The 21,115-nt window shown below is 66.0% G+C and carries 22 protein-coding genes; 11 read left to right on the top strand and 11 right to left on the bottom strand.

The genetic code is table 11. The features are described 5' to 3' along the window. The first annotated feature begins 6 nt into the window (after window positions 1–6). The 3 genes from ACTOQ3_RS21270 (at window position 7) to ACTOQ3_RS21260 (ending at window position 4,293) form a co-directional block, all read left to right on the top strand. Complete coding sequence (locus ACTOQ3_RS21270; protein WP_440085095.1) at window positions 7–2,946, top strand: Ig-like domain-containing protein; 2,940 nt, start codon at window positions 7–9, stop codon at window positions 2,944–2,946. A gap of 39 nt (window positions 2,947–2,985) precedes the next feature. Beyond that, window positions 2,986–3,600: a hypothetical protein gene (locus ACTOQ3_RS21265; RefSeq protein ID WP_440085094.1), complete on the top strand. Its 615-nt coding sequence runs from the start codon at window positions 2,986–2,988 to the stop codon at window positions 3,598–3,600. A 282-nt stretch (window positions 3,601–3,882) separates the two neighbouring features. Beyond that, window positions 3,883–4,293 (top strand): transposase, encoded by a 411-nt coding sequence (locus ACTOQ3_RS21260; RefSeq protein WP_440085232.1) that lies wholly within the window; start codon window positions 3,883–3,885, stop codon window positions 4,291–4,293. 567 nt (window positions 4,294–4,860) lie between these two features. On the opposite strand, the gene ACTOQ3_RS21255 is transcribed toward ACTOQ3_RS21260, so the two are convergent. Continuing rightward, window positions 4,861–6,096, bottom strand: coding sequence for a poly(ethylene terephthalate) hydrolase family protein (locus ACTOQ3_RS21255; RefSeq protein WP_440085093.1), 1,236 nt, complete (start codon window positions 6,094–6,096; stop codon window positions 4,861–4,863). A 760-nt stretch (window positions 6,097–6,856) separates the two neighbouring features. Here ACTOQ3_RS21255 and ACTOQ3_RS21250 point away from each other — a divergent pair. The 4 genes from ACTOQ3_RS21250 to ACTOQ3_RS21235 all read left to right on the top strand — a co-directional run bounded on the left by ACTOQ3_RS21250 (window position 6,857) and on the right by ACTOQ3_RS21235 (window position 9,309). Continuing rightward, on the top strand, window positions 6,857–7,159 hold the full coding sequence (locus tag ACTOQ3_RS21250) for a hypothetical protein (RefSeq protein ID WP_440085092.1): 303 nt from the start codon (window positions 6,857–6,859) through the stop codon (window positions 7,157–7,159). A gap of 67 nt (window positions 7,160–7,226) precedes the next feature. Next, window positions 7,227–7,460, top strand: a complete 234-nt coding sequence (locus ACTOQ3_RS21245) for a helix-turn-helix domain-containing protein (protein WP_440085091.1) — start codon at window positions 7,227–7,229, stop codon at window positions 7,458–7,460. A gap of 596 nt (window positions 7,461–8,056) precedes the next feature. Beyond that, a complete protein-coding gene (locus tag ACTOQ3_RS21240; protein ID WP_440085090.1) occupies window positions 8,057–8,722 on the top strand; it encodes a ClpP family protease in 666 nt (221 codons plus the stop codon). Then, window positions 8,719–9,309, top strand: coding sequence for a ClpP family protease (locus tag ACTOQ3_RS21235; RefSeq protein ID WP_440085089.1), 591 nt, complete (start codon window positions 8,719–8,721; stop codon window positions 9,307–9,309). Before ACTOQ3_RS21240 ends, ACTOQ3_RS21235 begins: the two co-directional genes overlap by 4 nt. Before the next feature lie 27 nt (window positions 9,310–9,336). On the opposite strand, the gene ACTOQ3_RS21230 is transcribed toward ACTOQ3_RS21235, so the two are convergent. Together ACTOQ3_RS21230 and ACTOQ3_RS21225 are read right to left on the bottom strand one after the other, a co-directional pair. Further along, window positions 9,337–9,693, bottom strand: a complete 357-nt coding sequence (locus ACTOQ3_RS21230) for a helix-turn-helix domain-containing protein (RefSeq protein WP_440085088.1) — start codon at window positions 9,691–9,693, stop codon at window positions 9,337–9,339. A 260-nt stretch (window positions 9,694–9,953) separates the two neighbouring features. Beyond that, entirely contained in the window at window positions 9,954–10,709 is a 756-nt protein-coding gene (locus tag ACTOQ3_RS21225) for a LysR family substrate-binding domain-containing protein (protein WP_440085087.1), read from the bottom strand. A gap of 55 nt (window positions 10,710–10,764) precedes the next feature. On the opposite strand from ACTOQ3_RS21225, the gene ACTOQ3_RS21220 reads away from it, so the two are divergent. Next, window positions 10,765–11,136 (top strand): DUF5997 family protein, encoded by a 372-nt coding sequence (locus tag ACTOQ3_RS21220; protein ID WP_440085086.1) that lies wholly within the window; start codon window positions 10,765–10,767, stop codon window positions 11,134–11,136. 352 nt (window positions 11,137–11,488) lie between these two features. Here the strand turns inward: ACTOQ3_RS21220 and ACTOQ3_RS21215 are convergent, their stop codons facing one another. From ACTOQ3_RS21215 to ACTOQ3_RS21205, 3 genes are all read right to left on the bottom strand, one after another. Beyond that, entirely contained in the window at window positions 11,489–12,523 is a 1,035-nt protein-coding gene (locus ACTOQ3_RS21215) for a hypothetical protein (protein WP_440085085.1), read from the bottom strand. Between the two features lie 420 nt (window positions 12,524–12,943). Beyond that, window positions 12,944–13,417 carry a VOC family protein gene (locus ACTOQ3_RS21210; RefSeq protein ID WP_440085084.1) on the bottom strand — a complete coding sequence of 158 codons (474 nt, stop codon included), beginning with the start codon at window positions 13,415–13,417 and terminating at the stop codon, window positions 12,944–12,946. A 540-nt stretch (window positions 13,418–13,957) separates the two neighbouring features. After that, complete coding sequence (locus ACTOQ3_RS21205; protein WP_440085083.1) at window positions 13,958–14,443, bottom strand: RrF2 family transcriptional regulator; 486 nt, start codon at window positions 14,441–14,443, stop codon at window positions 13,958–13,960. On the opposite strand from ACTOQ3_RS21205, the gene ACTOQ3_RS21200 reads away from it, so the two are divergent. Further along, window positions 14,408–15,271, top strand: coding sequence for a cupin domain-containing protein (locus tag ACTOQ3_RS21200; RefSeq protein WP_440085082.1), 864 nt, complete (start codon window positions 14,408–14,410; stop codon window positions 15,269–15,271). The genes ACTOQ3_RS21205 and ACTOQ3_RS21200 overlap by 36 nt on opposite strands. 87 nt (window positions 15,272–15,358) lie before the next feature. On the opposite strand, the gene ACTOQ3_RS21195 is transcribed toward ACTOQ3_RS21200, so the two are convergent. After that, window positions 15,359–15,724 carry a peptidase inhibitor family I36 protein gene (locus ACTOQ3_RS21195; protein ID WP_440085081.1) on the bottom strand — a complete coding sequence of 122 codons (366 nt, stop codon included), beginning with the start codon at window positions 15,722–15,724 and terminating at the stop codon, window positions 15,359–15,361. Between the two features lie 564 nt (window positions 15,725–16,288). On the opposite strand from ACTOQ3_RS21195, the gene ACTOQ3_RS21190 reads away from it, so the two are divergent. Further along, window positions 16,289–16,720 carry a hypothetical protein gene (locus ACTOQ3_RS21190; protein ID WP_440085080.1) on the top strand — a complete coding sequence of 144 codons (432 nt, stop codon included), beginning with the start codon at window positions 16,289–16,291 and terminating at the stop codon, window positions 16,718–16,720. Between the two features lie 218 nt (window positions 16,721–16,938). Here ACTOQ3_RS21190 and ACTOQ3_RS21185 read toward each other — a convergent pair whose 3' ends face one another. Beyond that, window positions 16,939–17,394, bottom strand: coding sequence for a GNAT family N-acetyltransferase (locus ACTOQ3_RS21185; RefSeq protein WP_440085079.1), 456 nt, complete (start codon window positions 17,392–17,394; stop codon window positions 16,939–16,941). Window positions 17,395–17,476: 82 nt separating this feature from the next. Next, a complete protein-coding gene (locus ACTOQ3_RS21180; protein ID WP_440085078.1) occupies window positions 17,477–17,665 on the bottom strand; it encodes a hypothetical protein in 189 nt (62 codons plus the stop codon). On the opposite strand from ACTOQ3_RS21180, the gene ACTOQ3_RS21175 reads away from it, so the two are divergent. Then, on the top strand, window positions 17,655–18,086 hold the full coding sequence (locus tag ACTOQ3_RS21175) for a TetR/AcrR family transcriptional regulator (RefSeq protein ID WP_440085077.1): 432 nt from the start codon (window positions 17,655–17,657) through the stop codon (window positions 18,084–18,086). The two genes, ACTOQ3_RS21180 and ACTOQ3_RS21175, sit on opposite strands and share 11 nt — an antisense overlap. Before the next feature lie 65 nt (window positions 18,087–18,151). Here ACTOQ3_RS21175 and ACTOQ3_RS21170 read toward each other — a convergent pair whose 3' ends face one another. Both ACTOQ3_RS21170 and ACTOQ3_RS21165 read right to left on the bottom strand, forming a co-directional pair. Further along, the gene (locus ACTOQ3_RS21170; RefSeq protein WP_440085076.1) at window positions 18,152–19,507 is read right to left on the bottom strand and encodes a GH1 family beta-glucosidase; all 1,356 of its coding nucleotides are present in this window, start codon (window positions 19,505–19,507) and stop codon (window positions 18,152–18,154) included. Between the two features lies 1 nt (window position 19,508). After that, window positions 19,509–21,113: an FAD-dependent oxidoreductase gene (locus ACTOQ3_RS21165; protein WP_440085075.1), complete on the bottom strand. Its 1,605-nt coding sequence runs from the start codon at window positions 21,111–21,113 to the stop codon at window positions 19,509–19,511. Between the last annotated feature and the right edge of the window lie 2 nt (window positions 21,114–21,115).

The raw sequence follows: 21,115 nt of genomic DNA, 5'->3' as shown, positions 1-21,115 counted from the left end.
CACCGGGTGCTGGCGACCGAACCGGCCAGCGATGCCACCGAGGTCCCTCTGGACTCTCAGATCAAAGTAACGTTCACCGAAGAAGTCAGCGAACCCGTGATCGCGGTGAAGACCGTGCAGGGCGCCGATGTCCAGGGCGCCGTCGCTACCGACAGCACCGGAAAGATCGCGACCTTCACCCCTGCACAGCTGCTCCACCCCGGCATGGGGTACACCGTTGATGTGTCGGAAGCGATCGACGCGTCGGAAAACGTCATGGAACCGTATACGTGGTCGTTCACCACCAGCGGGCCGGACACGACGGCACCGACGGTGACTGCGACGAACCCTGCCACGGGAGCGGCGGACGTTTCGGTCACTACGGCGGTTAGCGCGACCTTTGGGGAGCCGATCTCTGAGGCTCAGATCACTCTGGAGGATCCGGCGGGAGCAGCGATCCCGGGGACATCGGCGATGGACGGCACCGCCAGGATCCTGACCTTCATTCCCAGCCAGCCGCTGGCTCCGAACACCGCGTACTCCGTTGAAGTAAGCGGTGCCAAGGACGCCGCTGGTAACGTGATGGCGGCCCCGTATAGCTGGTCGTTCACGACGGCACCGCCGGACACGACGGCGCCGACGGTGACCGAGACCGTTCCGGGTCTGGACGCCTCTGGGGTGGCGGTCACGACCGCCGTGAAGGTCACGTTCAGCGAACCAGTGTCGGCGGCGCAGGCTGCGGTGAAGGACCCGGCGGATGCGCCGGTTGCGGGTAACGCCGTGATGGACGCCGAGAACAAGGTGCTGACCTTCACCCCCGCGCAGGCATGGACCCCGGCCACCAAGTACACGGTGGCCGTGAGCGCGGCCAAGGACGCCGCAGGCAACACTATGGCCCCGCACAGCTGGTCGTTCACCACCGTCGGCAATCCCACCGGCACCAATGGGACCGACTATTCCATCACCGACAATGCCACGGTGGAATCCCCCATCACAATGTCGGGCTACTCCGGTAACGCCTCGACCACCTCCACTGTGGAGGTGCATATCGCCCACACCTACATCGGTGACCTCCAAGTCGACCTGGTCGCACCCGACGGCAGCACCTACCCCCTGCACAGCCACACCGGCGGCGACACGGACAACATCGATCAGACCTACACCGTCAACCTGTCCAGTGAGCCGATCAACGGCACCTGGAAACTCCGCGTCAACGACAACGCCAGCGGCGACACCGGAAAAATCGACTCCTGGAAACTCACCCTGGGCGGTCCTGCACCGGCCGGGCTACAGGCCCAGACGGAACCGGAGCAAAGGGCAGCTGCGTCGACATTGTCCCGGGCACCGGCCGAAAACTCCCAGCCCTCCCAGGTCGGAGCGGCCGCGGATCGGACTGCGGCCGCGACTACCAGCGGCACCTTTGACTATGAGCACTCCAGCTTAGAGGACTGCAGGGTCAGCCCGCGCGGAACTGACTATGCCGAATATGACGCTCGCATCGAGGAGCTACCCTACAGCTCATGCTGGTCCGCCTACCTCTATCTCCAGGACTACGAATACGACCCTGAGACAGGCAAGATGAGGAAAGCGAACACGAGGAGCAACGTCTTTAAGATATTTGCTGATCATGTAAAGGAGGACGTTACGGAGCTATTCGATGACGACGACGCTTTTCGCTTCCGCGCCACATGGGTTATTCATAGCTACCTAGGCGACAAGACCGGCACCAGCGTAGTCAACGGCGCGGGAAGCGGACTGAAGCCAACCAACATAAAAATGTTCCTCCGTCTCGATGACTTCGCAGTTGTCGATGATAGTGACGGCGGAGAGGTTAAGTTCTCAGGGAATAGAATGGGCGGCCTGCCCATCACTGCAGGGCTGCTGGCCGGCGCCCGGAGTGGTAGTAATGGCGAGTGTGCCCCTGATGACGAAACAAAGCACAAGGATGTTTCGGAATGGTATTCCAGGCCTGACGAGACGTTCCTCATCAGCGCATCAGTTCCCTCCGCCAGCACAATGATCTGTTCATTCACGCCAAGCCTTCTGCTTCATACAGATGACGGAATAACGGTCCTCAATCTCTGGAGCCAAGAGGTCAAGGACGAGCACGGCCTGACGATTGGCGTGCGGCGCCACGGCAGCGAAGAACCCCATAATTTCAAATGGGTGCCAAATTTCCGGTGCGATAGGAAGACTTTCGGTGCCGGTAATGATGATGTCCCGGACCACACCGGCGGCTGTGTCAACACTCGATCCAAGCGTGTGTTCATTATGTCCAAGTCCAGGGACAAGAGATTCATCGAGGTCATCGAGCATATTGAGGAAGCGCTGAACTCTAGCAACTCTCAGACTTTTCCGCCGCTTCGGCCGGGCCATAATTGGGGTAATGCAAGTTATCCGCCCAGCCGATATCTCCCAGTAGGCGGGCAGAACAAGGCGATCCCCGGCAACTGGGGGGCTCCTGGTGCCAACAACCCGGCAGGGAAGCCGCTGACCCGTGGCATAACCAAGACCGAGGCCGACGCTGAAGGCACAATCCCGACCTATGACCACAACAGAAATTATTTCTCTAAGAGAGAGCTGCATATGGATGTGGGGACGGAAAGGGAAATGCACTGGCTTCTCCCGCCGTCCCTATCGGTCCCGCCGGCGACCGAGGCTGAATACGAGAGTCGCGAGAAAGAGCGTGCTCGCCACGCCTGGACCATAAACTACTGCAAATACTACATGCCGGAAAAGTATCGTGCGCCGAACACGCCAGATAAACTACCCAGGGGAATGGGCAACTCCTGCGACGAGTACCCGTTCGCGTCAACCCTCCAAGGAGCCGCTTATGCTCAAGGGAATTTTTCCTTGAAAGCTGTAAATGCCGTGCAAAACGGCTTGCACGGGACGGAGCTCGAAAAGTTCTATACACAATTTCGAGTAGGACGAGGCACTAAATTCTGGGTTCTCATCGAATCTTAAGATTCGCCAGATGAACCTGTCCTAGGAGGCGGGCGAGGAGTGGCGTTGCTAAACTTCTCGCCCGCCTTCCTCTCGCCGTCGTCGTACAGAATCTGGATATCTTCTATGAATGCCCTTCCTACCGAAAATCAACATAGTCTCCTGCGTGAACATGGACTCCATGACTTCTTTATGGCCCAATGGGTCAGCATCGAAGACATCGGCGAGGTGGCCCGGCGGCTGCACATCGAAGCGGAGACGACAGTCGTGTGCGACTTTCAGGATGCTATGGAATTCTACGGTTCTACGTCCGAGGGGTCGCATCGGGCTTGGATTACCCGCCTTGCTCCCGGCTGGTCCCTAGTTCTTTATCTCAATGGATTTAGGTCATCTCCGGAGGCCCTCAGCCTAGGCGGCCAGCGCGTTTTCGATGTCTCATGCATCTACGGTATTGGAGAAATCGATGAACTCTCCTACATCCACGATGGTGTATGGGATGGAACCATCTATGATGAGGAAGAATATCGCATTTACTGGGAGGATCTGAGATATGACATTAATTCACTAGAAGGGCAGCTAGAGGAGTATCTATGTGTTTTGGGAAGAGTCAGTGGGCGGTTTCTCGACCGCGATTGGTTTTCATCGCAGGGGCTGCTGGGCATCATTCCCGAGTAAATGCGCATGTCTCATTTGCGAGCAAAGGATGTGTAAATCTCTTTGTGAGGGATGTGAGACTCTCTGGCCTTGATAGCCCGTGTCGCATCGAACTGTTCAGGCGACGCAGCCGTGGCGTGAATCAATCTTGTGGATTTCGGAAACAACCTGGCCGTAATGCCAGGTCAGAGTAAGCGTTGGTAGGGATCAACAGCGGTCTTGAAAGCCGCTAGAAGATCAATGAAGATCTTGGGTTCTGGCTCCGCTACGTGATCGGCGGGGCCAGACTCATGTCTCGTGGTGATGGGGCAATGGGCCGGGGAGACAATTGGGCCGGATGTGTGGCAGACCTGCCGGGAGCTGATCCCGCCCGGGAGCGTGTTCGCGTTCCTGGCCGAGCACCGTGATCGGCTGTTTCCCGCGTCGATGTTCGCCGACATGTACCCCTCGGCCAACGGTCGCCCCAGCATGCCGCCTCAGGTCTTGGCGGCCGCGATCACGTTACAGGCCCTGCATGGCTTATCGGACTTCGAGACCGTCCAGGAACTGCGTTGTGACCTGCGATGGAAGGCCGCTTGCGGGCTCGGGTTGCACGACACCGCCTTCGACCCCTCGCTCCTGGCCTACTTCCGCCGCCGGCTGGCCCGCACCACGCGCCCGGACCGCTTCAATGCGTCGGTCTACCCGCCTCGGAGAATTATCGGCAATAAGTAAAGATCAGTAGACATGAGCACGTCCATAAGTTCACGCCCTACCTGTGCTGTAGAACGCGGTCGGCCATGCCGGAAGTGAGCTGGACGGATCCACGCTAAGAGGTTTCCTGGGTGACCAACTGAGTGACAACGACCATGGACGAGGCTGGACGTCGGTAGACCACCGTGGACTGTATCCGCAGGTGAGGGCGGGTATCAGGCATGGTCTCGCCCCCTCCTGGGTTGCCTTACAAGCGAGATGTCACTGGTTCGAACCCAATAGTGCCCACCACAAGCCCTTGACCTGCGTTAATAGGTCAAGGGCTTATCTTTCGATCCAGCCTTCTCTGCCGCATCGTTCAGTCACACCTCGCTTAGGTGATCGAGCCGTGTGAGCGCGCACCTGTGCCATTCCGCTGTCATCCGGCTCATCCGGCGTGCAGGAATCTCACCCAGGTAGTGCCGGGTCTCGTACGACGGCCGTCGTGCCGCAGGCGGGGCTTCTGTCGTGGAGAGATGGCCCGGCGACGCCGGGAGGGAGGGGGCGGTGGCATCTGACGGCTGGTGGCCACGGCGTGCCGGACGGGTGTCACGGGCGGCTGCTGCAGGTGAGGGAGGGGGTCGACGGAGTACCGCCGGCCAGGAAGCCGAAGGTGGTCGTGCCGGACGCCGGGATCGAGCCGTTGTAAGAGGCGTTCGTCACCGTTACCGCGAGGCCGTCGGCGGCCAGCGTGCCGTTCCACACCTGGCTGACCGTCTGGCCGTTGCCCGGCGTCCATCTGACGGTCCATCCGCTGACCGCCGAGCCGCCTGCCCGCACCGTGACCTCGCCCTGATAGCCGCCCGGCCACGAGTTCGTGGTGCGGTAGCTCGCGGTGCAGGCGCCCGCAGACGGGGAGGGCGAGGGGGTGACCGAAGGCGAAGGTGACGGGGTGACCGAAGGCGAGGGCGACGGGTCGCCTGGCGGCACGTATGGGCACTTGCTGCGGTACATCGAGATGCCGGTGGAGTCCATCAACGGGCACAGGAACTGGGTGTACCGGGTGTCGTTGTCAACGAAGATCTTCAGCCACGGGATCAGCGTCCGCATCTCGGTCGTGTTCGCCCTCGTCGCGAACAGGTGGTCCACGCCGGTTATCTCCACCCAGGCGCTCTGTGCCGTGGCCGGGAGAGTGCTGTACAACCCGTTGAGGTAGGACGGCGTGACCACCGTGTCCCTCTGCCCGGAGATGAACATCGTGGGCACCTGGTCACCGGCCAGGTTCAAGTTCCCCGTGGGCGAGCCGGGTGCGAGCCCGACCGCGGCCTTCAGCGAGGGGCGCCGGAGCGCCGCGATGAGGGCGCCGGCGCCACCCGCGGAGTGGCCGACCACCGACAACCGGCTGGAGTCGACGCGGTCGCGTACCGGACTCCGCTGGGTGAGATAGTCCAGCGCGGCGAGCAACTGGGTCGCTCGGGGGTCGGCGCCGTCGGTGCGGCTGTTGGTCTCGATTCCGATGACGACGAAGCCGAAGGAGGCGAGCCAGGGGCCCATCCAGGCCTCTTCGTCGGCGAACAGGGCGGAATAGCCGGGCACGATCGCGACCGCGCCGAAAGTCCCCTGGCCGGTGTCCGTCGGATAATAGATCACCCCGCCGCCGAAGCCGTTCCCGGGCGGCACGCTGATCTGCGCGGTGGCGAAGCTCCCCCTGGTGGCGGCCACACTGGCCAAAGTAGGGTCGGGACCTCGCTGATAGGGATTGTCGGCGGCCGATGCCGGCCGAGTCGCGACGGTCACCGCGAGCAGCCCAAGGACGACGAGCGCCGCGGCCATCGCACGCTTCACCCACCCGTCCCGCGGCCCGGGCACTGATCGGACTCTCCTGGCGGCACGAGGCGCCGGAGTCTCACTCACACGTCGTCGCACTGTGGTGTTCCTTCTCTTCGGGTGAGCCCCTCATCGGGATCAGCACGTGACGGCCATCTCCGAGTGGTCTTCGGTACGGCGGCTCCGCACCGCACCGCTCGCCTCCTCGTCCCGGCACCGGAACGCGTACCACGAGGGCGTCGTGATCGGCGGCCCCTGCATCACCACCCGGCAGTGGAAACCGCTCCGGGGACTTAGTGTGGAAACATCTCCGAAACGTGTCAAGATCCGTGTAAAACTTTCGGCGACTCGCTCCGGGCATATACGCGTCCTATGGTGTGTCGGCGCAGAATGCCGACGATAAAAGCACCTGAAACTTTCATCACGATCTTGGAGCCGGCCGAATGTGGATCGCTGCCTGCCAAGGGCGCGCATGGTGACCGGAGTTCCGTGAACCACGGACCGACACTGCCACTTCACCCTCACCGGAGCTGACGTGATGTTCCCGGGCCGCGTGAAAAGGGGGCCGAGCCTGGCGGGCCATGGTCGGATCACCTGGAAGGGCCGGTCTGGTCACGCGCGTGCTTCCGCGGCTCTCGGTAGTGTGGACATCAGGATCTTTGAGCGGCGATGTCGCTTGTGATCCGGATATTTCTGGTGCGAAGTCGGAGGTGATCACGGTGCATCCGGTCTTGTGACAGCCCCAGCCCGGGGCGTCACGGAGCCGAAAGGTGACCGTATGAGCAAGACCGACAAGACCCGGCCCTGGTGGGTGCGAATCGCCGACGCGCCGATGGTGACCTGTCGTGCCGTGCATGATCATCGGTTCGGGCCGTGCACCCTGCCCGACGAGATCACCGCCGACAGCGTGGATTTGGATCACCGTACGGGCGGCTGTCACTGGCGCGCCAGTATCTACTTCTGGTGCTGTTACGGCGGCAGTGACGGGAGCCGGGAGTGGAACTACTTCCGCCGCGAGGAGCGCCGCCGCAGCCGTCGCCAGGCACGCCGCGAGCTGCGCGCCTATTACGGCGAAGACTGAGCGAACGCGGGGGGCCGGGGTCCGCGATCTCCTCCGAGGGCTTCGTCCAACGCCTCCGTGCCTGTAGGTGCGCTGGGCGGATCCTGAAGCCAGACGCAAGATCGGTCTACGGCAGGAGGATGTCGCTCAGGAGATGGGCGTGTCACAGGCCCGCGTCTCACAGATCGAGAGCGGAGTGATCAGCGAAGTGGCCACCCTGGCCGCTTACGTGACGGCGCTCGGGGAGCAGCTCAAGATCGTGGCTGACTTCGGCGACTCGGCCATGGTGCTCGATACGCCTCGCGGTCGACGTACGGGGTGATCGTGCCCACGATGGATGCCGCAGGTCCGGTGTTCTTCTCTCCCTTGCGGGCTTTCGCGTTGCCGCCGCGCCGTCTGGCCGCGTTTCATATCTGAGTGACCAACTGGGTGACAACGACCCCGGACGGGGGCGGACGCCGGTGGACGGTCGTGGATTGTACGCCCAGGCCAGGGTCGGTATCCGCCCTGGTCACGCCCCTGCTCGGATCGCCTTGAAGGCGAGATGTCACTGGTTCGAACCCAGTAGTGCCCACCGGCCGGAACGCCCCGTATCCGATCTTCGGAATGGGGCGTGAGTGATTAACCCCCGAAGATGACATTCACGGCCTCCGCCTCAAGCCACCACTGACGCGGTGGAGGTGCCGTCTCAGGCCGGAGGAGCGAGGGAAGCGGTACGGCGGAGGGAAGAAAGGCGCTCTGCGCCGGACGATGACGATGAAGCAGGACGGGGTTCGCAGCAGGGAAGCGGGAATACCTGCCGGGCGGAGGGAGGGGGTGGCGGAGACGGCGAAGGGCGAGAAAAAGGGGAAGGGAGGCTATCAACCGGGCCGGAAACCGAGTTCTCTCTGCTCAGAGCAGATCTGCCCCAGGCGGATCGTGTCGACGCTGATCCGGATCGCCCCACATGATGGACGCATGGGCGAAGAATCGAAACTTCCACTGTTCAACGCGCGGGTGAGACATCAGCTTTACGAGCGGCGTGTTCTCGTTCTCGACGGCCCTCTCGATGATGACAACGGGACGTTGCTCGCCACGCAATTGATAGCACTCGCCACGCAGGATGCGTCGACCGATATCGCATTGTGGATTCACTCCCCGGGCGGCTCGGTTCCATCGATGCTTGCGATCCGTGACATCATTCGACTCATTCCCTGTGACGTATCGACCCTCGTGCTGGGCATCGCCTACAGCGCCGGGCAGTTCTTGCTGTCATCGGGTGCCCGAGGGAAGCGCCGCGCCCTGCCGCACGCACGTGTCCTGATGCACCAAGGCTCCGCCGGAATCGGCGGCACCGCGGTCGACATCGAACTGCAGGCCGACGATCTTCGGCATACTCGCGACACGGTGCTCGGTCTTATCGCCGAGGACACGGGTCAGTCCGTAGAGCGCATATTCGAGGACTCTCTGCATGACCGCTGGTACACGGCGCAAGAGGCACTGGACTACGGCTTCATAGACGCAATCGTCCAGAGCTTCACCGAAATCGCGCCACACGATCGCCCGCGGCCCGGATTCGGCGTCACCGAAGGAGTCGGCCAGTGACCACATACACGATCCCCAATGTCATCGCCCGGAATCCTCGTGGCGAGCGGATCATGGATGTCTACTCGCACCTGCTCACCGAGCGAATCGTCTATCTGGGAACCGCAATTGATGCGGGCGTCGCGAACGCGCTCGTCGCACAGCTTATTTTCCTGGAGTCAGACAACCCCGATGGTGCCATACAGTTCTATATCAACTGTGAAGGCGGGGATCCGAGCGCAATGCTCGCGATATACGACACCATGCGCTATATCCGCCCGCGGGTTGAGACAACCTGCGTTGGACAGGCCATCGCGGTGGGTGCCGTCCTTCTCGCCGCGGGCGCCGAAGGAAAACGTGCCGCTCTCCCGCACGCACGAGTGATCCTGCACCAACCGGCTGCTCAGGGGCGCGGAACGATCCCCGATCTCATCTTGCAAGCCGACGAGGTCGTACGTGTCCGAGCGGACATCGAGCGCATACTGTCACGGCACACGGGCCAGACCATCGAGACCCTACGCGCCGACACCGATCACGATCGCGTGTTCACCGCGACCGCGGCCTTGGAGTACGGGCTCCTCGACGAGATCATCGAGGAGCGTTCATAGGCTCGCGGATGATCCCGGCAGGCCACGCTACGCGGCCAGAGCATATGCCGCCGAGCAGGTGGCCCCTCTGGACGTGCTGCTCTGAGCAGGCCGCAAGCTCTCGGCAACGGCAAGGGTCAGATCGACCAGGGTGACATCCAGCGCGCCGGCGACCGCAGCGATCATTTCGCTCGACGGCTCTTTGAGGCCTCGTTCCATCTCGGAGAGATACTGCGGCGAGACGCCGGCGCGCCGCGCCGTCTCACTCAACTTCTCGCCCCGCTCGTGACGAAGACCTCTGAGACACTCACCGAGCGCGTGCCGCCACAGCGGCTCGCGAGCCGAGGACGGCTTGGGATCGGTCCGATCGATCGCCGGACGCAGCGGCGGGACAGAGGAGGCCATGCCTCACCATAGGTAGACGGCGCGTTCGAGTTCTGCCGGCTTCGCGCAGAGCAGAACCCTCCCCGGCTCCTCCGTCCCGCCCCGCGGGGTCGGTGAGGATCGCACATCGAACTCTGGTGTGCGATCCGAACCGATATCGCCGGAGGGCGAGCAGCACGTCTCGGGTGGCGTACCGATGTGCTCCGGATAGGACGATCGTGTTGCTCACGGTTTTCCGTAAGACGAAGCAGCATGATCAGCGACAGATCGGCAGGGCGGGGTCACCGAGGCCGGTTGCCCTTCCTCTTACGGCCGGCCGGCACGGCCCGGCGGCCGGAGCCGTTCTGCGCGGGTTTTTGCGCTTGCCGCTGTGCCGGTTTCCGCACAGGGATCGCAGGGGTCGCAGGGGTCGCGGGGGCGGCGGGGGTACGACCCCGCGAGCTGTTCACCGTCCGGCCGCGGACGATGCCGATGAAATCTTCCACCAGGTCAGTGGTCGCGTCCGTGGGCCAGGTCAGCGCGATCTGAGACTGCGGCGCGTCCGGCACCGGCCGGTAGGTGAGGTCCCTGCGGTGGTGGAGGCGCGCCAGCGACAGCGGGACCAGGAGAATCCCGGTGCCGGCCGCCACCAGCTCGACCGCGTCCTCCGTCGTGGCCGGGCGGGTGAACGCGGGCAGTCCGGGCCGGACCGTCCACTCGATGCTGTCGTCCAGAGGATGGAACACCTCTTCGTCGGCAAGGTCGGCGACGGACACCTCGTCGGCGGCGGTCACCGCGTGGTCCTTGGGAACCACGACCACCGTGGTCTCCAGGTAGAGAGGAATCACGCTGAGCCCGTCCCGGTCGACCGGCAGCCTGACGAATCCGGCGTCGGCGCCGCCGTTCCGCAGGAGCCCCACCGCCTCGGCGGCGGGAACCGCGACCAGGGTAACCGGCACGCCGGGCATTCTCTCGGTCCAGACGTTGACCCATTTCGCGGGTGTCACCCCGGGCACGTAAGCCAGTCGGAACGTCCTGCCGGTCTCTGCATCAGTCACTTCCTCAGGGTACCGATGACGAGGGAACCTGTTCCGGCTGACTATTCTTGACGCCATGACCTCGTCCAAACCGAAGACCATCCAGACGATGAAGCCCGCGACCGCGGCCAAGAAGCTGGGTGTCCCCCTCTCGGCCACTCCCGCCGAGTTCCAGGCGGGTGTCGTCTCCAGGGACGAGCTGAACGAGTTGCAGTCGACGCCACCCGCCTGGCTCGTCGACCTGCGCCGCAACGGCCCGCACTCCAAGCAGGTCATCGCCGCGAAGCTCAGGGTCTCCGTTGCGGGCCTGCTCAGAGGTGGGATCACCGGACCGCTCACCACCGCTGAGATCGATGCGCTGAAAGCGGAGAACCCGGCGTGGCTGGAGCGTGAGCAGGCCCTCCAGGTCGAGGTCCGCAAAGAGGCACTCCGCCTCAAGCAACGCTAGACAGCTGAGACCCGCACGTCTCCGATCCCGGACGCGTCTTTGAGCACTGGCCGGATCGGCTTCCCGCGGACGGTCTCGGTGGCCACCGTGTTCCGGTGGCCGACCAGGCGTGAGACGTCCTCTTGGACCCTGCCGGTGAACGACCTCCCTCATGAAGATCCGGAACATACACGGAACGATCCCTGCTCGCCATGTCCGGTGAGGCGGAAGAGCCCAGATCACCGCACCACGCGACGCACGAGACGCCTTTGACCTTTAAACCGCCGGCTCAGCCCCGACCGCCGGGGCTGTTTGCGCGCCCGGTCAGGGTCGCCGGGAGGCGCGCCGCCCGGTGAGGAACCGGCCCCGTTCCCTACGGGATGATGATCTCCAGGTTGGTCTGCCAGTTCAGGGGGAGTCGCCTGATGGACAGCGCCTGCTCGCCGGGCCTCCAGGTGGCGATCATGCTGGTGTGGTCGCTCTCCTGCGGATAGGCGGCCGTGGTCGTGACGAAGGCGCCCGCGAGCACCAGCCGCCCGTTCGGTGTCCAGCGCATCCTGCGGGTCTTGACGTCGACGGGCACGGGCGTCGACGGCAGGTGCGCCCATCGCAGGGTCTTCGTGTCCAGCACCCAGACGTCGAGATGTTCGTGGGCCCCCGTGGTGGGGGAGAGGAACGGGACGGCGATGTACCTGCCGTCGGGGCTGACCTCGCCGTCCTTGATCTCGCCCGCTCCGGTCGGCCTGCCGACCGGCCGCTCCTCCTCGGTGCCGGGGGTCACCAGGGCGAGGTTCCCGTCTCGCTGCTTCACCAGCAATTCCTGGGACGTCGCCGCGATGATCTGGGGGTATCTGCCGGTCTTCCGCAGGCTGTCATGGGTCAGGAGGATCGACTCGTCCCTGTGTTTGGCGTGCAGGCCGTACGGGGTGTCAAGGAAAGGTAACGCACCGCAGTGGCTCCAGCGGGGACGGCGTAGGACCTTCCCGTCCTCGGCCTGCTTCCGCACGGTGCACGGACCGTCGTGGACCGGCCGGTCCGTGATCCAGAAGCCGGAGTCGTCGAAGGTGGGGAACGCGTACCAGCCGGTGGCCAGCTTGCGCGCCTCGGCGCCCTTGAGCAGGTACAGCCGTCCTTGGTCGACCGCCGGTCCGCTCACCACGATCACGGTGTGCCTGCCGTGGACGAAGGTCGAGAGGGTGAGGCGCGGGTCCGGATCCGGCAGGCCCGTGACGGGCGTCGAGGCGCCGGTGTCGACGCTCAGTATCGCCGGGACCAGGCCGGCCGGGCCGTCGCCGCCGACGAGCAGACGAATCCCGCTACCGGGGCCGAGCGGCTGTCCGGAGAAGGGGCCATAGCGGCTTTGTGCGGCGCTCGCCGTGACCTGCGGGGTCGCCGCGGTGGGCCACACGGCTCGAGGTGTGGAGGTGCAGCCCACCAAGCACGCCAGGACCAACACCGGAAATTTCCTGATCCCGGACAAGCTCCGCGTCATGGGCAGAAACTACATCCTCCTTCCAGGAGGCCAGGGAAGACCACGTACGGCCGGCGAGCCGTCACCGCCGGACGCGTTTCATGGATATCGCGTTGACCCGATGCCTGCGCAGGGCGATCGGTTGGATCCGCCCTGCTCATGGAGGCGTGCCGGCCCGCACTCGCAGCTGTGAGAGCCAGGCGTGAGGGAGCGCGTCCCCGGCGGGCCGGCTGAACCGCGCCGTGTTCGTGGCCGGGCACACCGGGGCCCCCATCGGTCCCGGCGCGGTTCAGTGTGTTCCACGGCGCCATCTGGACTGGTCACGACCCTTGGCGGCGTTGGAGGGCCGGCGTGGTGTCAGCGGCCGGGGGCCCGCTTCTTGACCTCCTGGAGCACCCAGCCATTGCCGTCCGGGTCGCTGAAGGTGGCGTAGGAACCGTAGTCGGCATGGTCGGGGTGCGGGCCGGCCATCGGCCCCTGGCCCTCGATCTGGTGGGCGACCTCTCCGCCGTCGTGGCCGTGGTAGAAGAGCCCTCCGGCATCGTGGAAGATCTCGCTCACCTCGATGCCGCGGCCGACGAGCTCGGTGCGGGCCTCCTGGATGTCGGAGACGACGAGGTAGAGGCCCTGGACCGAGCCGGGCGCGGCGGAGGTGATCCCCTCGCCGAATATGATCGAGCACTCGGAGCCCGGCGGTGTGAAGTGCACCGCGCGCCAGTTCTCACTGACGGCCTTGTCGAGATCCAGACGGAATCCCGCCGCCTCGTAGAAGGCCTTGGCCCGGTCGACGTCGGATACGGGCAGCACGATGAGTTCGAGTTTCAGGTCCATCTGGGGTCCATCTTTCTTGACGTCGGTGAATCGCACGCCGTGCGTCACCGGTTCGACAGGTGATTGCGATCGGCGGCGCGGCACATGCCGCCGCCGTGCGGTTTCTCTCTTGATTCACAGCCGTGTCCTGTGCGCGGCTGTGGTGCTGATTGCCGGACAGGGCCCGGCCCGATGCGCCGTCCCCTGCTGCGAGCGACGGTTCTTGCCGGTCATCTGCGTCACGGCGGCCACTTCGGCCTCCGCTCCGCCGGCTGATCACGGCTCTGGCGCGCGCCGCCGGCAGTCAGGGATGTCGTTGAGGGATATGTCACCGGTGTCGGACGGCGATATCTTCAAAGGCTGGACGGTTTTTCCAGAGAGGCGGCGATCGGCCGGAGTCCTCGACGTAAGTGCTGACCCGCGCCCTTCTGCTCGCCCAGGGTCGGCGACATGTTCCTTGATGGCGTCGCACGCCGGCGAATCCACCGTCAACAATCTAGATATATTTTATCCAGATCAACCTCCGAAAAGATCGCGCGATCACGTCGCGTGGGAAAAGGGTCAGTCGTGCCCGAGCGCCTGGCGAACATGTGCCCCCACGGTGGGAGCGTGTTCTTCGGCCGCGGCCTGCACGTCGGCGAGACTCTGCTCGGCCAGTGTCTGCCGCCAGGCTGCTTCGGCTCGCCCCATGGCGGTCTTCACCGCACACGGCTGGGCAAATCCGGCCTCGGGGCATCGCTCACCGATGGTGCCGCACCGGCGGATCTCGGTGCAGCGGAAGAGCGGCGCATCCCCCTCAACGGCGAGGACCACATCCAGCACCGACACCGCCGCCAGGGGGCGGGCCAGGCGAAAGCCGCCCCGCGCACCTGGAACGGACTCCAGCAGGCCCCCCTTGACCAGTTGCTGAAGCTGCTTGTTCAGGTAGGACGCCGACAGGTTGTGACCGGCGGCCAGCTGCGCGGTCGCCACCGGCTCGCCGTCCCCCAGCCATGCCAGATTGAGCAGCGTATGCATCGCCCACTCGACACCCTTGCCCGTTCGCACAACCTGGACATTAGACATCCAGTTTCAATCTGTCAAAAAATGCCTGCTCATCGGCCACGGCATGCCGCCCGGGCGTTGTGGATGGCCTCGAGGTGCTTGTCGGTCCAGCGCGCGACCCGGCCGATGATGGCCGGCAGCTTCCCGCCCGGCGTCGGTGAGGTCGTACTCGACCTGGGGCGGGACGGTGGGGTGGCCCACCCCGAGCAGGAGGAGACCTTCTACATGCTCGACGGCGAGCTGGAGTTCCTGGACGGCGACCACCGGTTCACCGCCGTCGCGGGCGACTGCGTCCACGTTCCGCGGGGCCTCCGCCACAGCTTCCAGAACAAGCGCATGCACGCCGTGAGGATGCTCTTCATGTTCACTCCGCCCGGGCCCGAGCAGGTCTTCGTCGACCATGCGACGCCTGCCAGGGACGGCGAGACGCCGCCGCCCCTGGACGATGAGCAGCTCGCCCGGCTCGAGACGATGGCCAGGTTGATCAAGCCGATCAGGCTGTGGATTCCGGGGCGATCCGGTAGCCGAGAGCCTCGAGCCGGCGGACGTGGTTGCGTTTCCCGCGTCCGGGGCCAAGGCGATTGTCGCAACGGCCGGGGCCGAGGTCGATGGGGCGGGCGCCGGGGTGGAGAGAAGCCACCCGCCGAGGGAGCGGGTGGCGGAGTGGAGAGAGGCCGCCAGCCGATGGAGCGGCCGCCGGCGGCGACGGCTCGTTGCTCGCGGCGTCGGCGGGTGACGCGTCGACACCGATCAGCTGATCAGGCGCGGAGCCCACAAGAGCGTCGAAGCCCTGGAAAAGGACGTCCGCGCCTGGATCAGCCAGTGGAATGACAACCCTCGGCCGTTCGCGTGGGAGACCGCCGAAGGGATCCTCGAATCACTGGCCCGACATCGCCGGTGAGTTTCCGGCGCAGGACACTAGGCGTCGACGCAGACCCGGTCCACCTTGTTGTTGCTGGCCGAGCCCAGGTTTCTTGTCGAGCCCCTGGGGACCGACTCCAGATAGTCCCAGTAGCCCAGCCAGTTGTAGAGATGGACCGCTCCGTTGCCCCTGTTGTAAACGGAGGAGACCCGGTCGTTGAGGCCCATCGTCCCCAGGTCGAAGCACTTGCCGCCGCTGGGCGCGATCCAGATCCTGTTCACTCCGTTGGCGCTGTCGTAGTAGCAGGAATATCCCGACGCGCATTCCCACGCGAGGGCGTTGGCTTGGGCCGGGGTGGCAATGCTCATCGCCGCGGCCGCGGCCGTCGCCAGCAGCACGCTGATCGTACGTCGTTTCGTCACCAAGATCGCTTCCCTTTGGGGTTCGGTGATGGGTGGTGAATGGCCATTCCGCACCGGCGGGCTTCGGTTCGTCATTCCTTCGGCCCGTTCGTTTCTTCCGGGTGCAGGGACATCCTGTGACGAGGGTCCGTATTCCGTAACCTGTAAGGTTATAGGGCGGGGACGAAGCGTTTTCACATCGTGAGACCGAGTGGTGGCGGCCGGTGAGTCGCCTGCGGGCTCGCCGGCGCGGGCCGGGTGCCGAGTCGGCGTACCTGCTGTCGTCTCCCGCGACCGCGGCGGTCCTGGCGTTCCATATGGTCGCGGCACCGGGGGCGGGAGGACTCTGCCTCTCACGTCGCGAGGCGTGATTCACCCCTTCCCGGACGGGATATGCGGATGCCGGAAACCCGGTCGCCTCCGTGGAGTGCGGGCGTCGCCCAGGTGAGGCTCGGCAGGTCGGCTTCTCGGACTCGTGCCCGGCCAGGCGCGCAGAACATTCGTGAGAGACGGCTGAGGGGGATCTGCACCGTATCCTCACATTCCCTGCGCTCAACGAGCATGGGCGTCTGTTTTGATTGCGCCGTGACTGAGCGAGACGCCCCGGGGGCGAGTGATGTGCTCTGGGCCACGGGCTGTGGGATATCGGCGTTTATCGCGTTGGCGTGCGCGACATCGGGAACCTGTCTGGACATCGCGCTGGTGGCCAGGACGCAAGGTTACTGTCTTGGTGATTCAAGTGCCGGAGAGAGTTTGGCCGGCTTGATGTGGGCGGCGAGCCGGTTCGTTGTCTTTCCCGTCCTTTCCGGTGTCTTCCTGCTCGCCTCGCTGCCGGTCATTCTGCTCGCCCGCCTGCCCTGGTTCGCGAAACACGACCGGCTGAAGGCGACTCTGATGCTTCTGGCCGCCATGGTCTCGATCGTCGGGCCAACGGTTATGATCGTTTACGACGTGGCCACCGAAGGGATCACAGGTGACTGCGAACCGCCCTGGTGGCCGTCCTGGCTCCCTTCTTAATATGACTTCCTTCTTGATGCGACTTCGGCGATTTCGCACCCTGAGGGTTTTCTTCACGCTTTCTGGATCCTGTGACAACCCCGGGTCTTCGCGCTTATCGCGATCCGTGCGTGCATGAGCCCGCGCCCGCGCGGTTCCGCCCTCGGCGACTCGGACAGGACGGGACGGGTTTCACAGCCGTCACCGGGCAGTCGTCGGGTCCCGTAGATCAAGATCTTTCAAAGCGTCTTCGTCATGAACACGCTGTACGGGTCGGGCCGGTAATCCGCGAACGGTTCGCAGTAATCGAACCCGAACTTCTCGTACAGCTTCCGGGCGGGCAGGAAGAACTCGGTCGCGCCGGTCTCGAGGCTCAGCCGGGTGAACCCCATGCGTCTCGCCTCGATGATGATGTGCTCCAGCAGCAGGGACGCGGTCCCGCTCCGCTTGCGCGCCGGCGCGGTGCGCATCGACTTCACCTCGGCGTGGTCCGTGTCCAGCCTCTTGATCGCACCGCAGCCCACCAGGCTGTCACCGTCCATGACCGACCAGAACGTGATCTCGGGCCTGCGAAGCCCGTCCAGGTCAAGGGCGTGCTTGCTCTCCAGGGGCGTGGTGGATCGCATCTCCTGGACGTGCTCGTCGAGAAACCCGGCGATCTCCGGACCGGAGAGGTCGTCGAGGACGATTTTCATGTGCCGGCCTTTCCTCGGGCTGTGGAACCGATGGACATGTCGTCACGGGCCGACACGGGAAGGAGGGCCTTCCGGGTACCTGTCAGATCACCGAGCGGACCGTACCACCGTCCACGCGGAGCGTGGCACCGCTGACGTAGTCGGCGTACGGGCCGGCCAGGTACGCGACGGCGTTGTTGACCAGGATGTCGACCTCGCCGGCGGTGGCGGCCACCGCGTCGGCGCCCTCGTCCGTGGCGAGGTCGCCGATCGTCACGGCGATGCTGGTCAACCGCTACTTCGGTTCCAAGGAAGGGCTCTTCGCCGAGGTGGTGGAGGCGTCCATGGCCGACCGCACCGTCCTCACCGACGATCCGGCCACCCTCGCCCGCGACGTGGCCGCCGCCCTGGTCCGCCGCACCGCCCCGCACGCCGAGGGCCTCGACCCGTTCCTGCTCATGCTGCGCTCGGCGCCCAACCCCCGCGCCGCGAAGATCCTGCGGGCCGGCATCGAGAACCACGTCGAGGCCCACCTGCTCGACCTCGCCCCGGAACTGCGCGGCACGGACCGCGCGGCCATGGTCCTCTCGGTCGTCGCGGGCTTCTGGCTGATGCGTACGGTGATCGGCAGCACCGCTCTGGACGGCGCCGACGAGAGAACGCTGGCTCGGACGCTGGAGCAGCTGTTCGCGCTGCTCATGCGTCCCGGATAGCCGCTCGTGCGTCTTGTGCCGCTTCTCGCCGCCGGCCGCCGGGACCCGGACGGCCGGACCGGAGGTCAGCCGGGGATCACCCCGGTGGTGACGAGATCGCGGTACCAGAGGGCGCTGTCCTTCGGCAGGCGCCGTTGGGTGGTGAAGTCGACGTGGACGATGCCGAAGCGCTTGTGGTAGCCCTCGGCCCATTCGAAGTTGTCGAGGATGGACCAGACGAGATAGCCGCGCAGGTCCACGCCCTCGGCCAGCGCGGCGTGGGCCGCCCTGAGGTGGGAGTCGAGGTAGGCGACGCGGTCCGGGTCGGCGACCCGGTCACCCGAGGGGGCGTCGTCGTCGAAGGCCGCGCCGTTCTCGGTGATGAGCAGGCCCACGGAGGGGTGGTCGCGGGACAGGCGGGTCAGCAGGGTGGTGAGGCCCGCCGGGTCGATGGGCCAGCCCATCGCGGTGCTGGGGCCGCCGGGGTGGACGAAGGAGACGTCCTCGCTGCCCGGCCAGGCGGGGTCGGCGGGGGTGCCGGGGGCGTCGGCGACGTACTGGGGGCAGTAGTAGTTGATGCCGAGCAGGTCGATCGGCTGGTGGATCAGTGTGAGATCGCCGTCGCGCAGGTGGTCGAGGCCCGCGTGCCGATCGATGATCTTCAGGAGGTCCTCGGGCATCTCCCCGCACAGGGCCGGGTCGAGGAACTGGCGGTTGAGCAGCAGGTCGACGCGTTCGGCCGCGGCCGGATCGCCGATGACGGGCGAGAGATTGAGCGTCAGGGCCAGCTCGCCGGCACCGGCCTCGCGCAGCGCCCGGGCGCCGAGGCCGTGCGCGAGCAGCAGGTGGTGGGCGGCGCGGAAGGCGTCGCCCGCGTCGGTCCTGCCGGGGGCGTGGACGCCGCTGCCGTACCCGAGGAAGGCCGCGACCCAGGGTTCGTTGAGCGTCGTCCAGGTGCGGACGCGGTCGCCGAGCCGGGCGTGCACGGCCGTGGCGTAGTCGGCGAAGCGGTACGCGGTGTCGCGGGCCGCCCAGCCGCCCCGGTCCTCCAGCGCCTGGGGCAGGTCCCAGTGGTAGAGCGTCACGTACGGGTCGATGCCCGCGGCGAGCAGGGAGTCGACGAGGCGGTCGTAGAAGTCGAGACCGCGCGGGTTGACCGGGCCCGAGCCGTCCGGCTGGATCCGCGGCCAGGCGACGGAGAACCGGTAGGCGGCCAGGCCGAGCGACTTCATGAGCTCGACGTCGTCCACGTGACGGTGGTAGTGGTCGCAGGCGACGTCGCCGGTGTGCCCGGAGACCACCCGTCCCGGCGTCCGGGAGAAGGTGTCCCAGATCGACGGCCCGCGCCCGTCCTCACGGGCGGCGCCCTCGATCTGGTAGGCGGCGGAGGCGGCGCCCCAGACGAACCCGGCGGGAAAGGCCGGGCCGGTCGCTGCGGTCATGTCAGTCCTCCACGAGCTGGGGTACGGCGGGCTGGCGGCCGCACGGGGTGGTCCTGATCTCCTGCGACCAGGCGAGGGTGACGCCGAGGGTGCCGGTGAGCGTCCGCTGGAAGTCGGCGAGCCGGGCCGGATCGGCGCGGATCTTGCGCGGCGGCAGGTCGGCGGCGAGGGCCTGGACGGCGAGCGCGCCCACGGCCTCGCCGATGCTCCACTCGACGGGGTGGAGCCGGTAGCAGCCGTTGGTGACGTGGGTGGTGCCGATGTTCTTGTTGGCGGGCAGCAGGTTGTCGACGCGCTGGGGCAGCAGCGCGCCGAGCGGGATCTGGAAGGGGTAGCAGTCGACGTCCACGTAGGTGCGGCCGGACGTGCTGGGGTGCAGGTCGATCCGGTAGGAGCCGATACCGACCGAGTCGGCGAACACCTCGGACCCGGTGAGCGGGCCGCGCGCCTCCACCCCGACGTGCTGCTCCAGCACGGTGAACTCGGCCTTGATCCGCCGCGACTCCCGGACGTACACCGCCTTGGCCAGGCCGTCCTCGGTCCCGACGAGGTCGGGACGTAGTCGCAGGCCCGGGTATCCGGCCTCGGTCTGCATCCAGTACAGGAACGACAGTGACAGGTCGCGGGCACCCGCCAGCGCGCCCTCCCGGTCCGCCCCGGGACCGATCAGCGGCTGGTCCCAGTAGTCGATCTGCGGCCAGTTGACCAGGGTGACGTCGTGCGAGATGGTGCCGGGCTCGTACTGCTCCGCGGCCACGATCCGGCGGAAGTGCCACAGGTCATGCTTTCCAGGGATGTGCCCGTTGTCGTGGAACAGGCCGCGCGAACGCACCGACAGGTCGATCGGCTCCACGTCCGTCCACGACAGCTGGGGTCCCGGCCAGAACGGGGCCCGGTGGGTGCTCCAGTGGTCGTAGCCCGCCGGGCGGTCGATCGTGTGGTCCTCGCCCGGCCGGTACTCCAGCGGGAAGCACCAGCTGACGGCCTGCTGGTCGAGGGGGTTCGCCACGGGAGCGGCGTGCGGCTCCCCGGTGTCGGCGACGCCCTCCGCGCCCACCACGTGCTCGACCCCGGCCATGGGGAACAGGTCGCCGAGCTCGGTGGCGTCCACGACGTAGTCGGCCGCCACGACCAGCTCGGTCCCGTCGGGCCGGGTGAAGGTGACCGCCTCGACCCGGTCGCCCGTCACCTCGACCGCCACGGGCGTGTGCCGCAGCAGGACGGTGACCAGCCCGGCGGTCCGGTACGGCGCGAGCATCTCGTCGATCACGGCCAGCGCCGCCCGCGGCTCGTGGCACAGCCCGCTGACCACGCCGAGCCCCGGATTGAGCAGGCGCTGCGCGGCCACCGAGGCGCGGAGCGGGTAGTTGCGGCGGTAGTGATCGCGGATGCCCTGTCGCAGCCTGCGGTAGCTCGACGAGGCGTACCGCGACTCGATCCACGGGTTCTCGTCCGGCGGGACCGCCTGGCTGGTCAGCTGGCCGCCCAGCCAGTCGGTCTCCTCGGTGAGCACCACCCGCCGGCCGAGCCTCGCGGCGGTCAGCGTCGCGGCGACACCGCCGAGGCCCCCTCCGACCACCAGCACCGGCGTGTGCGTCTCCTGCATGA

This window comes from Streptosporangium sp. LJ11 (genome assembly GCF_051918945.1).
GTDB lineage: Bacteria > Actinomycetota > Actinomycetes > Streptosporangiales > Streptosporangiaceae > Streptosporangium.
Note: the sequence above shows the minus strand (reverse complement) of the source record. Positions and strands in the feature narration are given on the sequence as shown.

Excerpts from the sequence above, each read along its gene's own strand:
- ACTOQ3_RS21260 (WP_440085232.1), top strand. The coding sequence starts at position 3,883 with ATGGGGCAATGGGCCGGGGAGACAATTGGGCCGGATGTGTGGCAGACC.
- ACTOQ3_RS21175 (WP_440085077.1), top strand. The coding sequence starts at position 17,655 with ATGCTGGTCAACCGCTACTTCGGTTCCAAGGAAGGGCTCTTCGCCGAG.
- ACTOQ3_RS21250 (WP_440085092.1), top strand. The coding sequence starts at position 6,857 with ATGAGCAAGACCGACAAGACCCGGCCCTGGTGGGTGCGAATCGCCGAC.
- ACTOQ3_RS21165 (WP_440085075.1), bottom strand. The coding sequence starts at position 21,113 with ATGCAGGAGACGCACACGCCGGTGCTGGTGGTCGGAGGGGGCCTCGGC.
- ACTOQ3_RS21185 (WP_440085079.1), bottom strand. The coding sequence starts at position 17,394 with ATGAAAATCGTCCTCGACGACCTCTCCGGTCCGGAGATCGCCGGGTTT.
- ACTOQ3_RS21200 (WP_440085082.1), top strand. The coding sequence starts at position 14,408 with ATGCATCGCCCACTCGACACCCTTGCCCGTTCGCACAACCTGGACATT.
- ACTOQ3_RS21210 (WP_440085084.1), bottom strand. The coding sequence starts at position 13,417 with ATGGACCTGAAACTCGAACTCATCGTGCTGCCCGTATCCGACGTCGAC.
- ACTOQ3_RS21170 (WP_440085076.1), bottom strand. The coding sequence starts at position 19,507 with ATGACCGCAGCGACCGGCCCGGCCTTTCCCGCCGGGTTCGTCTGGGGC.
- ACTOQ3_RS21220 (WP_440085086.1), top strand. The coding sequence starts at position 10,765 with ATGACCTCGTCCAAACCGAAGACCATCCAGACGATGAAGCCCGCGACC.
- ACTOQ3_RS21230 (WP_440085088.1), bottom strand. The coding sequence starts at position 9,693 with ATGGCCTCCTCTGTCCCGCCGCTGCGTCCGGCGATCGATCGGACCGAT.